This is a genomic window from Mesorhizobium sp. DCY119 (assembly GCF_003590645.1).
Lineage (GTDB): Bacteria > Pseudomonadota > Alphaproteobacteria > Rhizobiales > Rhizobiaceae > Mesorhizobium_M.
The window spans coordinates 4,148,128-4,160,909 of record NZ_CP031834.1 but is presented as its reverse complement, the minus strand read 5'-3'; the positions used below and the strand labels follow the sequence as shown (position 1 = coordinate 4,160,909).

Annotated in this window: 15 protein-coding genes; 8 read left to right on the top strand and 7 right to left on the bottom strand. The window is 63.3% G+C overall.

The window, feature by feature from the left end; genetic code table 11:
• Window positions 1-20 precede the first annotated feature (20 nt).
• A complete protein-coding gene (locus DZG07_RS20230; protein ID WP_119820178.1) occupies window positions 21-425 on the top strand; it encodes a GNAT family N-acetyltransferase in 405 nt (134 codons plus the stop codon).
• A 156-nt stretch (window positions 426-581) separates the two neighbouring features.
• Here DZG07_RS20230 and DZG07_RS20220 read toward each other — a convergent pair whose 3' ends face one another.
• On the bottom strand, window positions 582-1,316 hold the full coding sequence (locus DZG07_RS20220) for a 16S rRNA (uracil(1498)-N(3))-methyltransferase (protein WP_119820173.1): 735 nt from the start codon (window positions 1,314-1,316) through the stop codon (window positions 582-584).
• Window positions 1,317-1,530: 214 nt separating this feature from the next.
• Window positions 1,531-2,181, bottom strand: a complete 651-nt coding sequence (locus tag DZG07_RS20215; RefSeq protein WP_119820170.1) for a hypothetical protein — start codon at window positions 2,179-2,181, stop codon at window positions 1,531-1,533.
• Between the two features lie 74 nt (window positions 2,182-2,255).
• Here DZG07_RS20215 and DZG07_RS20210 point away from each other — a divergent pair, with 74 nt between their 5' ends.
• Together DZG07_RS20210 and DZG07_RS24375 are read left to right on the top strand one after the other, a co-directional pair.
• Window positions 2,256-2,954, top strand: coding sequence for a type 1 glutamine amidotransferase (locus DZG07_RS20210; RefSeq protein ID WP_119820167.1), 699 nt, complete (start codon window positions 2,256-2,258; stop codon window positions 2,952-2,954).
• A 221-nt stretch (window positions 2,955-3,175) separates the two neighbouring features.
• The gene (locus DZG07_RS24375; protein WP_281004542.1) at window positions 3,176-3,307 is read left to right on the top strand and encodes a hypothetical protein; all 132 of its coding nucleotides are present in this window, start codon (window positions 3,176-3,178) and stop codon (window positions 3,305-3,307) included.
• Between the two features lie 20 nt (window positions 3,308-3,327).
• On the opposite strand, the gene DZG07_RS20200 is transcribed toward DZG07_RS24375, so the two are convergent.
• From DZG07_RS20200 to DZG07_RS20185, 4 genes are all read right to left on the bottom strand, one after another.
• Window positions 3,328-3,852, bottom strand: a complete 525-nt coding sequence (locus DZG07_RS20200) for a hypothetical protein (protein ID WP_119820164.1) — start codon at window positions 3,850-3,852, stop codon at window positions 3,328-3,330.
• A gap of 51 nt (window positions 3,853-3,903) precedes the next feature.
• The gene (locus DZG07_RS20195; protein ID WP_119820161.1) at window positions 3,904-4,599 is read right to left on the bottom strand and encodes a metallophosphoesterase; all 696 of its coding nucleotides are present in this window, start codon (window positions 4,597-4,599) and stop codon (window positions 3,904-3,906) included.
• A gap of 79 nt (window positions 4,600-4,678) precedes the next feature.
• A complete protein-coding gene (locus tag DZG07_RS20190) occupies window positions 4,679-5,815 on the bottom strand; it encodes an alpha-hydroxy acid oxidase (RefSeq protein WP_119820159.1) in 1,137 nt (378 codons plus the stop codon).
• Window positions 5,816-5,831: 16 nt separating this feature from the next.
• Window positions 5,832-6,638 carry an FCD domain-containing protein gene (locus DZG07_RS20185; RefSeq protein WP_091914383.1) on the bottom strand — a complete coding sequence of 269 codons (807 nt, stop codon included), beginning with the start codon at window positions 6,636-6,638 and terminating at the stop codon, window positions 5,832-5,834.
• A 177-nt stretch (window positions 6,639-6,815) separates the two neighbouring features.
• Here DZG07_RS20185 and DZG07_RS20180 point away from each other — a divergent pair, with 177 nt between their 5' ends.
• From DZG07_RS20180 to glcF, 5 genes are all read left to right on the top strand, one after another.
• Window positions 6,816-8,312 (top strand): FAD-linked oxidase C-terminal domain-containing protein, encoded by a 1,497-nt coding sequence (locus tag DZG07_RS20180; protein WP_119820158.1) that lies wholly within the window; start codon window positions 6,816-6,818, stop codon window positions 8,310-8,312.
• Window positions 8,312-8,827: a DUF559 domain-containing protein gene (locus DZG07_RS20175; protein WP_119820156.1), complete on the top strand. Its 516-nt coding sequence runs from the start codon at window positions 8,312-8,314 to the stop codon at window positions 8,825-8,827. The genes DZG07_RS20180 and DZG07_RS20175 overlap by 1 nt, the downstream gene beginning before the upstream one ends.
• A 268-nt stretch (window positions 8,828-9,095) precedes the next feature.
• Complete coding sequence (glcE, locus tag DZG07_RS20170) at window positions 9,096-10,346, top strand: glycolate oxidase subunit GlcE (RefSeq protein ID WP_119820154.1); 1,251 nt, start codon at window positions 9,096-9,098, stop codon at window positions 10,344-10,346.
• Entirely contained in the window at window positions 10,343-10,723 is a 381-nt protein-coding gene (locus DZG07_RS20165; RefSeq protein WP_091914391.1) for a DUF4870 domain-containing protein, read from the top strand. Before glcE ends, DZG07_RS20165 begins: the two co-directional genes overlap by 4 nt.
• Before the next feature lie 17 nt (window positions 10,724-10,740).
• Window positions 10,741-12,069, top strand: a complete 1,329-nt coding sequence (gene glcF, locus DZG07_RS20160) for a glycolate oxidase subunit GlcF (RefSeq protein WP_119820152.1) — start codon at window positions 10,741-10,743, stop codon at window positions 12,067-12,069.
• A 30-nt stretch (window positions 12,070-12,099) separates the two neighbouring features.
• On the opposite strand, the gene DZG07_RS20155 is transcribed toward glcF, so the two are convergent.
• Window positions 12,100-12,711 (bottom strand): hypothetical protein, encoded by a 612-nt coding sequence (locus tag DZG07_RS20155; RefSeq protein WP_119920291.1) that lies wholly within the window; start codon window positions 12,709-12,711, stop codon window positions 12,100-12,102.
• Window positions 12,712-12,782 lie beyond the last annotated feature (71 nt).

Here is a 12,782-nt window from a genome sequence, read left to right as displayed (position 1 = left end):
AACCCGGAGGGCATTACCGCATGAATTTCACATGGATCGAGCATTTTGGCGGCGGCCGTGAGCAGGAACTGTTCGAGCTTTACCGGCAGGAATGGTGGACCAGGGATCGCAGCTTCGACGATGTCGCCCATATGCTGAAGCATTCCGATATCGTGCTTGGCTGCTGCACCGACGACGACCGGCTGATCGGCTTCGCGCGGGTGCTGACGGATTTCACCTTCAAGGCGATGATTTTCGACGTGATCGTCCACGCGGATTTCCGCGGGTCGGGCGTCGGCAAGGCGATCGTGGACAGGATCATCGGCCTGCCGTCGCTGGCGCGCGTGTCGAGTTTCGAGCTGTATTGCCCGGAGCGGCTAGTTCCCTTCTATGAGAAACTCGGTTTTGCCGAAGGGTCAGCGAAATTGCTTTTTCACCAGCGGTGAGCGGCATTGATACAGGTGCTGCGAGAACTCGCTGCGCATAGACGTCTGGCGTGGTTTGCGAGAACCGGAGCGGAGCGGACGTTCTGGTCCGTGAGCACCGGAAGCGCAGCAAACCGCGTCAGACGGCCGGCGCTGTAGAGTTCGCGTAGTGCCTGTTCACCAGTCGCCGATCGTCGCCTGCAAAACCGCCATCGCCGCCACGGCCGCCGTGTCGGCGCGCAGGATGCGGGGGCCGAGCGGGATGGCGGTGACGAAGGGCAGGGCATAGAGCTGGCGGCGCTCGTCTTCGGAGAAGCCGCCTTCCGGGCCGATCAGCAGGCCGAGCTTGCGCTCGGTGATGGCCTGAAGGGCGGGCAGGGGATTGTTGGTCTCCGCACTCTCGTCGCAGAAGATCAGCCGCCGGTCCGCTTCCCAACCGGCAATCAGCCTGTCGAATTTCTGCGCCTCGCGCACTTCAGGCAAAGCAAGAATGCCGCATTGCTCGGCGGCTTCCACGACATTGGCGCGCAGCCGGTCGATGCCGGGCTTGGCGATCTGGGTGTGCTGGGTGATGACGGGTTGCAGCACGCCCGCACCCATCTCGACCGCCTTCTGCACGAGATAGTCGAGCCGACCCTGCTTCAACGGCGCGAAGCAATAGACGAGGTCGGGGAGTGGCGGTTGCGGCCGCGTCTCTTCGACCGCGCGCAGCTTTACCGCTTTTTTGGTCTTGGCCTCGATCCGCGCCAGCCATTCGCCGTCGCGGCCGTTGAAGACGAGCAGTTCCGCGCCTTCGTTCAGGCGCAGCACGTGGATGAGGTAATGGCTCTGCTCCGTGCCCGTCTCGAAAACGGCATCCCTGGCGAGGTCCTGCGGCACGAACAGCCGCTGCATTTTGTAGTTTGCACGCATGGCGGATGAATGCTGGAGCGGAGCGGGGAGGTCAAGTCTCATCAACGGAGCCTGAATCTTAGAACCTTGATGCTGCCCCTCATCCGCCTGCCGGCACCTTCTCCCCGTAAACGGGGAGAAGAAGGTTGGCCGCAACGCTGACGCTTCCCCCTTCTCGCCGTCACTATACGGGGAGAAAGTCGCGGCAGCGGGATGAGGGGCAGCGCCAAACCTCTCAGGACGCCTCGACACTCTCATGCCAAACCGGCTCATACCCTGCCCGCAGCACCGCAACCGTCGTCGGCGGCGTCAGCAACGAAAATCCCGGCGATGCAATATCAAAGTCCCCGCGCGGAACCTCATAACCCTCGAAGCTCCAGCGCCGAAGCCTGCCCCGATGAACTGCATAAGCATCAGGGCCCCGCGCCACCATCGCCCCATCCGGCAGGCGCTCCAACGCACCCGCCTTCAGCGCCACCGCCCGGCCACCCGCTGCCAGCCGCTCGCCATGCAACCGCGCGTCCATCTCCGGCGCTTTTGGCTTTTCCACCCCGCATGCCTCGCCATAAAGCCCCGCAAACTCCTTCGCCCGCTCGCGCTGGCAGTAGAAGCAGGGCCGGTGGCCGGCGGCCAGCGCGGTCACCTCGTCGAGGAAGAAAAGCTCGGTCCAGCCGGCATTGCCGCTCGGCGTATTGCGGCCCATCACATCGCGCCGACGCCCGCGAAATTCGCACACGCAGATTATCCAGGCGCGGGTCGCCCAACGCCGCTTCAACAGCGTACGCGTTGCCGGGTCGTGGATGACGCCGCGGTTTCCCGTGAACAGGCCGCGCGCCGGCACGGCATGGATGTCGCCGAAGGGATCGACCCGGTTCTGCAGTGGCATATCCGTTCCTCTCTTTTTGGCGGTTGCCGCGCATGATATCGGGGCTGGAGAGTTTGTCATTGCGAGGGTCCTTCATGCGGGTGCTGGTCGTCCAGAATTACGACAATACCGGTCTCGGCCAGATCGGCGCCGCATTGCGCGAAGCCGGTGCCGAAATCGACCTGCGCAATGCCCATCACGGCGATGCCATGCCGCAAGACGCCAGCGAACACGATGCCATCGTCGTGCTCGGCGGCGGGCAGAATGCGCTGGCCGACGACAAGTATCCTTATATTCCGGCCCTTCTCGACCTGATTCGTGATTTCGAGGCCAAGGATCGTTCCGTGCTCGGTATCTGCCTCGGCAGCCAGCTCATGGCACGGGCCTTCGGCGGCGAGAACCTGATCGGCACCTCGCCCGAATTCGGCTGGCGGCGGATTTCGCTGACGGAAAGTGCAGAGGCCGACCCCGTTCTCGGCGCGCTGCCGAAGGATTTTTCAAGCTTCCAGTGGCACGACGACACCTTCACGCTGCCTGACGGCGCGGTGCATCTCGCCGCCAACGAGGCGACGAAGAACCAGGCGTTCCGCATCGGCCGCGCGGCCTATGGTTTCCAGTTCCATTTCGAGGCGGACCAGCCGCTGGTCCGCTACTGGAACGCGTCCTTCCCGGACCTCCTGCGCGAGCGCCAGCCCGGCTGGCTCGAACGTCATGAGGACGAGGCGGCAGCGCACGGAGCCGAGGCCGACGCCACCGGTTTGTCGATTGCCCGCGCCTGGGTAGCGACCATCTGAGGGCCATCTACCTCTTTTGTACGTGGCAAAAATAACACGTCCGTAAGATTACGTGACTGTGTGCTTTTCGAGCACTGGACGTCCCGGAGGCCGAAAGCCTAGAAGGACGCCGCTTCCGCCAACAAACCGGGTTAACCATCCGACGGGCCGCCCGCCGAAGCGAAACACATTCGTAATAATTTCATGAAGAGATGCAGGAAGCCGCAACCGAGATGACCGCCGTGAAAGCCGCTTTACTGTCCTTTGCAATGCTCTCCGCCATCGTTATTGGCGGTCTCGGCATCTATGCTGCCGATGCTGCCGGCGACCATAATGTGGTCGACGGCTACGGCGTCACCGCCGCCCGTTATTAAGGCGCTGCGGGTCGTTCCCGTCAGGGGCGACCGGAGGCCAGGCGGTTCAGTTTTTCGACTGTCGTCTTCAGCAGAACGGTAAAGGATACGTACTTTAGCGACGTGTCCTCCCGGTAGAACGCGCCCACCTGCACGTTGCCTTTCATCCAGTGATCCCAGTCGATCTCGCCGTCTTCCTCTTCCGTGTGATAGGGAACGCCGAATTCGCGCAGGGCGTCGTCTCGGTCGTGGATAGGGCCGCTGCTGAAGGGTATGGGGCCGACATAGGCCTTCCGCTTCTTGGCGGGTTGACCATAGACGAAGATGGCTGAAAGGATCGCCTTGCCGCCATCCATGGGCACGCCGTAGCTATGTTTGTAATCCGTGTGAAACTGGAACGCGAGCTCGATGCCGAGGGCATTCAGCTCGCAATGTCCAGTCCCGCCACCGCGTTGCGCCCGGCCCGGCATCAGCGAGACATCGAACCCCGCGGTTGCCAGCAGATCGGACAGTCCGCTGTCTTGTTCGGAATGCCCGAGAAAGGGCAGAAGCGCGTTCAGTTCCATGGTTTCTCCGGTTTCAATCCTGCAGTGCCACGCTCAGATCACGCGCTCATGTCAGCAATCACCGTACAAAATGCGCTTTTGCGCACCGTCTATGACGAGCGCGGTCAGCTTGCCCGATTTGTAGGCAAGGGTGTCGACATTGACCCGGTTGGCCATGACTTCAGGTTCGTCATGCGGCGTGTGGCCGTGCACGACCACCTTCGGGTGCAGATACGGATAGTTCAGGAATTCTCCGCGTATCCAGATCAGGTCCTGGCTGTCCTGCCGGTCGAGTGGGAGGCCTGGCCGGATGCCGGCATGACAGAAGAAGAAGTCGCCGAAGCTCGCCGAATAACGCAGGTCGGCGAGAAAGGTCACATGGTCTGCCGGCACGGCAGCCATGAGCAAGGCGTGGCCTTTCCTGCATTGCTCCGCGCTCGTGAAATCGATGTCGACGCCGTAGGAAAGCGCGGTCTCCTTGCCGCCATAGCGCGCAAACAGTCCCTCTGGCTCGGGGTTCGCCAGAAAATCGAGAAAACCGCGATCATGGTTTCCGGCCAGTGAGATGATCTGGCTGTCGCGTTTCTCGGCGTCGATCAGAAACTGCACAACGCCCTTGGAGTCCGGCCCGCGATCGACATAGTCGCCGAGATGGACGATGCGCCAGTCGGCCGGAGCGTCCCGCTCCAGTTCGCTTTTGATGCGCGCATGCATCATTTCCAGCAGGTCGCGCCGGCCATGCACGTCACCAATCGCATAGATGCGCATGCCTTCGGGGCCGGCAGCGTCGAGATAATGAATGCCTGTGCTCAATGCGCCCGCCGTCGGTTCTTCATGCGCTCCGGCGTCATCTGCAGAGCATCTCCTTACTGGCGTCCGTGATCAGTCGCTTGCCGCACAGGGCCATCGTCATGTCCAGCTCCTTGCGGATGATTTCCAGTGTGGTCGTCACGCCTTGCTTGCCCATCGCGCCCAGCCCGTACAGGAAGGGCCTGCCGATATAGGTCCCCTTCGCGCCAAGGCACAACGCCTTCAGCACATCCTGGCCCGATCGGATACCGCCGTCGAAGTGAACCTCGATTCTGTCACCAACGGCTTCGATGATTTCCGGCAGCACCGAAATCGAAGACCGCGCACCGTCGAGCTGGCGGCCGCCATGATTGGAGACGATGAGGGCATCCGCCCCCGTCTTTGCTGCCATGATGGCGTCTTCCTTGTCGAGAATGCCTTTCAGGATCAGCTTGCCGCCCCAGCGTTCCTTGATCCAGGCAACGTCGTCCCATGACAGGCTCTGGTCGAACTGCTCTGCCGTCCATGAGGACAGCGAAGCAAGATCCGACACGCCTTTGGCGTGGCCGACGATGTTGCCGAAGCTGCGGCGCGGCGTGCCCAGCATGCCCATCCACCAGCCCGGACGCCTGCCGATGTCCAACAGGGTCTTCGGCGTCATCTTCGGCGGTGCCGAGAGGCCGTTGCGCAAATCCTTGTGGCGCTGCGCCAGCATCTGCAGGTCGACTGTCAGCACCAGCGCGGAGCATTTCGCAGCCTTTGCCCGGTCGATCAGGTTGTAGACGAAATCCTTGTCGCGCATCACATAGAGCTGGAACCAGAACGGCTTCTTCGTCACCGAGGCAACGTCCTCGATCGAACAGATGCTCATCGTCGACAGGGTGAACGGTACGCCGAATTCTTCCGCCGCCTGCGCCGCCAGCATCTCGCCGTCGGCATGCTGCATGCCTGTCGATCCGGTCGGGGCCAGCGCCACCGGCATCGCCACCTTCTCGCCGATCATGGTCGAGGCCAGCGAGCGATTGTCCATGTCGACCAGCACGCGCTGGCGGAATTTTATCTTGGAAAAGTCTTCCTCGTTCGCCCGGTAGGTGCTTTCGGTCCACGAGCCGGAATCGGCATAGTCGAAGAACATTTTCGGCACGCGGCGGCGGGCCTTGTTCTTGAGGTCGTCGATGGTGAGGATTTGTGACATTCGTCTTTATTCCTGGCTACTTCCCGGTTCCGGTCTTGCGCGCCGCATCGCCCGCTTCGGAGCGCTGGCGCAGTCTCAGTTTCGATACGCGCTGCCAGTCGCCGGTGCGTTCGGCCTCCGTCATCGCGCGTTCGACATAGGTTATGTGGTCCATCGCCGCCTTGCGCGCCTTGGCCGGCTCGCCGCCCGCCACCGCCTCATGGATGGCGCGATGCTGGGCCAGCAGTTCGTCGCGCGCGCCGGGCAGGGCATAGACCAGAAGCCGGCTCTGGAACACGCCGTCCGACAAAAGGCGATAGCAGGAGCGCAGCGTGTGCAGCAGGATGATGTTGTGCGCGCATTCGCCCACGGCGTGATGAAACTCGACATCGATCTCGGCTTCTTCCTCGAAGTCGACGCGCTCATGCACCGCTTCCATGCGCTGCATGATGCGCTCCAGCAGCGCGCGGTCGTCGGCGGTGGCGCGGCGCGCGGCATATTCGGCCGCCACGCCCTCGATCTCGCGGCGATATTCGAGATAGTCGGAGGCCGCCTTGCTGTGCGTGCCGATCAGGTCGAGCATCGGCTTGGTAAAGACCTGGCCGATGACGTCGGCAACATAGGTGCCGCCGCCATGGCGGGTCACGATCAGCCCGCGTATTTCCAGCGCTTTCAGCGCATCGCGCAGGATCGGCCGCGACACGTCGAACTGGCGCGCCAGTTCGCGCTCGCCGGGCAGGCGATCTGAAACGCGCAGCACACCCTCGAGAATGAGGCTCTCGATCTGCTGCACCACCTCGTCAGCGGTGCGCGAATGCTCGATCCTGGAAAAAATCTCGCTCAAGCGAAGTGTCCGGTGAGGCCGATAATCTGCCGAGAATAACGGCATCGGGCATAACTGGTCAATTTATTTATCCAATTGGACGGATATGGCGGGCAAAATCAAATGAACCGGTCCCGGTTTACAGGCGGCGTCGATAACTGGTAAAAGCTTTTTACCAGTATCCTGAGGAGCGAACCCATGTCCGGTCTGGCCATGCCGGCACCCGATCAATCGACGCTTTCACGTCGCGCCGAGATCGTCGCCGACATGCGCATCATCGTGCCGGGCGAGGGGGTTGTCGATGCCGTCAACGAAATGCGTGCCTTCGAAAGCGACGGGCTCACCGCCTATCGCCAGCTTCCGCTGGTGGTCGTGCTGCCCGAAACGGTGGCGCAGGTTTCCCGCATCCTGAAATATTGCGACGACCGCAAGATCCGCGTCGTGCCACGCGGCTCGGGCACTTCGCTGTCGGGCGGCGCGCTGCCGCTGGAAGACGCGGTGCTGCTGGTCATGAGCCGCTTCAACCGCATTCTCGAGATCGACTATCCCAACCGCACCGTCACCGCGCAGCCGGGCGTCACCAATCTCGGCATCACCACCGCCGTCGAGCAGGAGGGCTTTTACTACGCCCCCGATCCATCCTCCCAGATCGCCTGCTCGATCGGCGGCAATGTCGCGGAAAATTCCGGCGGCGTGCACTGCCTGAAATACGGCCTCACCGCCAACAATGTGCTCGGCATCGAAATGGTGCTGATGAATGGCGAGGTCATCCGCCTCGGCGGCAAGCATCTGGACAGCGAGGGCTACGATCTGCTCGGCATCATGACCGGCTCGGAAGGGCTTTTGGGCGTCGTCACCGAAGTCACCGTGCGCATCCTGCCCAAGCCCGAAACGGCGCGCGCGCTGCTGATCGGCTTTCCGACCAGCGAGCAGGGCGGCCAGTGCGTGGCCGACATCATCGGCGCCGGCATCATTCCCGGCGGCATGGAAATGATGGACCGCCCGGCGATCCACGCGGCGGAAGATTTCGTCCATGCCGGCTATCCCCTTGAATGCGAGGCGCTGCTGATCGTCGAGCTCGACGGGCCGGGCGTTGAGGTCGACCATCTCATCGATCGCGTCGAGGCCATCGCGCTGAAAAACGGCTCGACCACCTGCCGCATCTCGCAATCCGAGCAGGAACGCATGACTTTCTGGGCCGGGCGCAAGGCGGCATTCCCGGCGGTCGGCCGCATCTCGCCGGATTATTACTGCATGGACGGCACCATTCCGCGCAAGGAACTGCCGCGGGTGCTCGCCGGCATGCGCGAACTGTCCGAGCAATACGGCCTCGGCGTCGCCAATGTCTTCCACGCCGGCGACGGCAACCTCCACCCGCTAATCCTCTATGATGCGAACGTCCCCGGCGAACTCGACAAGGCCGAAAGCTTCGGCGCCGACATTTTGCGCCTCTGCGTCAAGGTCGGCGGCGTGCTGACGGGCGAACACGGTGTAGGGGTCGAAAAGCGCGACCTGATGCCGGAAATGTTCAACCCGATCGACCTCGACCACCAAATGCGCGTCAAATGCGCCTTCGACCCCAACCATTTGCTTAACCCCGGCAAGGTATTCCCGCAACTGCGCCGCTGCGCCGAACTCGGCCGCATGCACATCTCGGGCGGCAAACTGCCGTTCCCCGACATTCCGAGGTTTTGATGGGGACCTTTCAGAACGGGGGTTCCTCGCCCCGCTTGCGGGGAGAGGTGGCTCGGGCAAAGCCCGAGACGGAGAGGGGGATTACCGACCCCTCTAGCCGCCGCTCACCCGAAAGCATCGAGCGAGCCCGGCAACTTCGCCATGGCGACAACCAAGCGGAAGCCACCCTCTGGAACCAACTGAAAGCCAAAAAACTGGGCGGTTACAAATTCGTCCGCCAGATGCCGTTGGGGCCGTATTTCGCTGACTTTGCATGCCGAAGCGCGAAGCTGGTCGTTGAACTGGATGGAAGCCAGCATGCCGAGAGTTCCTACGACCGGCGCCGCGACGAATTCATGCGCGCCCAAGGCTATTCGGTCATTCGTTTCTGGAGCGCTGATGCGGTGAAGAACTTGGCGAGCGTTTGCGAAACCATTCTTGCGGCATTGGACGGAAGGCTGAGCGAAGAGGTGGTTGCCTCGGATTTGCTGTTCGTTTTTGCGAGGACCAACAAGGCAGGGGACGGTTCTCTATGATCGCCCCCTCTCCGTCTCGCTGCGCTCGACACCTCTCCCCCGCTTCGCAGGGGCGAGGAACCGGCACTCGCCGAGGTCGCAACTTTACAGAACTTGCGTTCCTCGCCCCCATGAAATGGGGGAGAGGTGGCTCGGGCGGAGCCCGAGACGGAGAGGGGCCCCCCTCCACTGGACTCGACTTGTTTTTACGGCAGAGCACTGCCGAACTGACCCCCTCTGGCTGCTTCGCAGCCATCTCCCCCTCAAGGGGGGAGAAAGCGTTGGCGCCATGACCACCTTCACCCCCACAACTCCCACTGAGGCGCTCGCCGCCGTCGAGTGGGCATTGGCCAATGAATCCCCACTGGAAATCATCGGCCACGGCTCCAAGCGCGGCCTGGGCCGCCCGCTCCAGACTGAACACACGCTGGACGTCTCAAACCTCACCGGCGTCACGCTCTACGAGCCGGAAGAGCTGGTGCTGTCGGCGCGGGCCGGCACGCCGCTTGCCGAGATCGAAAAGCTGCTGGCCGATCACGGGCAGGAACTCGCGTTCGAGCCCATGGATTACGGTCCGCTGCTTGGGCAGCCCGCCGGACGCGGCACCATCGGCGGCGTGCTGGCGGCCAATCTCGCCGGCCCGCGCCGCCTCAAGGCGGGTGCCGCGCGCGACCATATCCTCGGCATCAACGCTGTCTCCGGGCGCGGCGAGGCGTTCAAGTCCGGCGGCCGCGTGGTGAAGAACGTCACCGGCTACGACCTGTCGAAGGCGATGGCCGGCTCGTGGGGCACGCTGGCCGTGTTGACCGACGTCACTTTCAAGGTTCTGCCTGCCGCCGAAACCGAAGTGACGCTCGCCATTCGCGGCCTCTTCGACGATGGCGCGAGCGCCGCCATGGCGCTGGCGCTCGGTTCGAGCGAGGAAGTTTCAAGTGCGGCGCATGTGCCGGAAAACCTTGCCGGCAGCATCGCCAGCGGCGCGTTGAAAGGTGCATCCGCCACGCTGCTGCGCGTTGAAGGCTTCGGCCCGTCGGTCGCCTTCCGCACCGGCAAGCTCATCGATCTCCTGAAAAACGCCGGCCCAATCGACGAGATTTCCGGCGATGCTTCAAAGGCGATCTGGCGCGATATCCGCGACTGCACGCCCTTCGCCGACGGCGCCGAACGGCCCGTCTGGCGCGTTTCGATGGCGCCGGCGCAGGCCCATGCGATGGTCATGGCGCTGCGCATGGAGGAGGCCACCGACGCCTTTTACGATTGGCAGGGCGGCCTCGTCTGGCTGCGGCTTCAGGCCGATCCCGAAGCCGACCTGCTGCGCCGGCTGGTCCGCAAATTCGGCGGCGGCCACGCCACGCTGGTGCGCGCCAACCATTCGCTGCGCGCGTCGCTTCCCGTGTTTGAGCCGCAGCCGCCGGCCCTTGCCGGCCTCTCGGCGCGGCTGAAAGAACAGTTCGACCCGAAGGGCATCCTCAATCCGGGCCGTATGGTGCCACTCGGCAAGTCTGCTACGCTCGATGCTGCAACTGGGGGCAAGTCATGAGCGATATCAACAACGGGCCGACCGCACCGCGCCAGACCGACCGCTGGCTGGAACCGGGCGCAACCAATGCGCAGGTCATCTACATTCTCTATCTCGCCGGCCTCGTCATCGGCATTAGCGGGCTGGTCGGCATCGTGCTGGCCTATATCAATCGCGGCAAGTCGGAAGCCTGGGTCGAGACCCACTACACCTGGCTGATCCGCACCTTCTGGATCGGCCTGCTCTATGGCCTGGTTTCCGCGGTTCTCATCGTTCTGGTCGTCGGCTTCTTCATGCTGTTTGCCGTCGCCGTCTGGTTCATCGCCCGCTGCATCATCGGCCTGCAGGCGGTCGGTCGCGGCGAGCCGATCCGCAATCCGAACGGCTGGTTTATTTAGGAAGACAAAAGGGCGCCATGCAGACCAGTTTCACCCCCGCGCAGCTCGCCGATCCGCATGTCGCGGAATCGGAGAAGATCCTGCGCAAATGCGTGCATTGCGGCTTCTGCACGGCGACCTGCCCGACCTATGTCACGCTCGGCAACGAGCTCGACAGCCCGCGCGGGCGCATCTACCTGATCAAGGACATGCTGGAAAACGGCCGCCCGGCCGACAAGCAGATCGTCACCCATATCGACCGCTGCCTGTCCTGCCTGGCCTGCATGACGACCTGCCCGTCCGGCGTGAACTACATGCATCTGGTCGATCATGCCCGCGCCCATATCGAGAAAACCTACAGGCGGCCGCTGCCCAACCGCGCCATCCGGGCGCTGCTTGCCTTCGTGCTGCCGCATCCGGCGCGCTTTCGCGCGGCCTTGAAGCTGGCGAAGCTGGGCAGGCCGTTCGTGGGCCTGTTCGAGAAGGTTGCTGCGCTTAAACCCCTGGCGGCGATGCTGAAGCTTGCGCCCGCCACTGTCCCGGAAAAGTCAGCGATGGCATCACCGGGCAGCCATGCCGCGTCGGGCACCCGCCGTGGCCGCGTTGCCATCCTCACCGGCTGCGCCCAGCCGGTGCTGGAGCCCGGCATCAACGAGGCGACGATTTCGCTGCTGACGCGGCTTGGCGTCGAGGTGGTGGTGCCGCAAGGCGAGGGCTGCTGCGGCGCGCTCGTCCACCACATGGGCCGCGAGGAGCAGGCGCTTGCCTCGGCGCGGCAGAATGTCGACGCCTGGACGCGCCAGATCGAGCAGGTCGGGCTCGACGCCATCGTCATCACCGCGTCGGGCTGCGGCACGACGATCAAGGATTACGGCTTCATGCTGCGGCTCGACCCCGCCTATGCCGAAAAGGCGGCGCGTGTTTCCGCACTGGCCAAGGACATTACCGAATATCTGGCAACGCTGGACCTGCCGGAACCGGCGCAAAAGCCCGGCCTCACGGTCGCCTATCATTCAGCGTGCTCGATGCAGCACGGCCAGAAGATTACGCGCCAGCCCAAGGAGCTTCTGGCCCGCGCCGGCTTCATCGTGAAGGAGCCGCGCGAAGGGCATCTGTGCTGCGGCTCGGCCGGCACCTACAACATCATGCAGCCGGAGATTTCGGCGCGGCTGCGCGTCCGCAAGGTGAAAAACATCGAGGCGACCGGCGCCGACATCGTCGCCACCGGCAATATCGGCTGCATCACGCAGATCGCGTCGGCTGCGAACATGCCGGTGGTGCACACGGTAAAATTGCTCGACTGGGCCTATGGCGGCGAAAAACCTGCCGGCGTGCCGGAGGGTAGGGTGCTGGTGGCGGCGGAGTGAACCGGCGTCCGGCCGCTCGCGCGGCAGCACTCATTGATCCTCGTTATTGTCCAGCTCGATGATCTGCGTGAATTCCACGTTGCGCAGTTCGCTGACGACGCTCTTGTCGGCCTTGTAGTTGGGCATGACGATGACTTCGACGGCCTTTGTGCCGGGCCGGAACTGGTAGTGGCTCTCGTCGCCTTCCTCGGCGATCACGCCCTCGAGGCGGGTCCAGCCATCCTGCGAGTTGATCTGAACATTCGCAGCGCCGGCAAAGCGGTAAGGCCCGGGACCGGAATTCAGCGCCTTGCCTTTGGCGTCATAGGTCTGGACGCCGAGATAGACGGTGGAAATCTGCGGCGAGCCGTCTTCCTTGGGCAGCACGCGAATGTCGGTTCCGATCCGGTACCGCCGGCTCGTGTCGACAGGGATCAGCTTCGACCGGATGCTCTGCGCCCCGGCAATGCTTGCGGGGCGGTCGATCTGCAGGACCTTCTTGGCCGTCGGCATATCGGGCGTGAACCAGCCCAGTTGTGTGCCGACGAGCGCAAAGATGCCGATAAGGGCAAGTAGCACGGTCGCCACGCGCAGATAAAGCATGCCGATCTCGGCAAACAAGCCGCGCGCCTGCCCCTTGTCCGTCAACGCTTCTACCGTCACCCGAAATTCCTCACCGTGTCGCTCCTCACGCTCCCTTATGCGGGCGCGATCCATCAGCGACTAGTGAAATA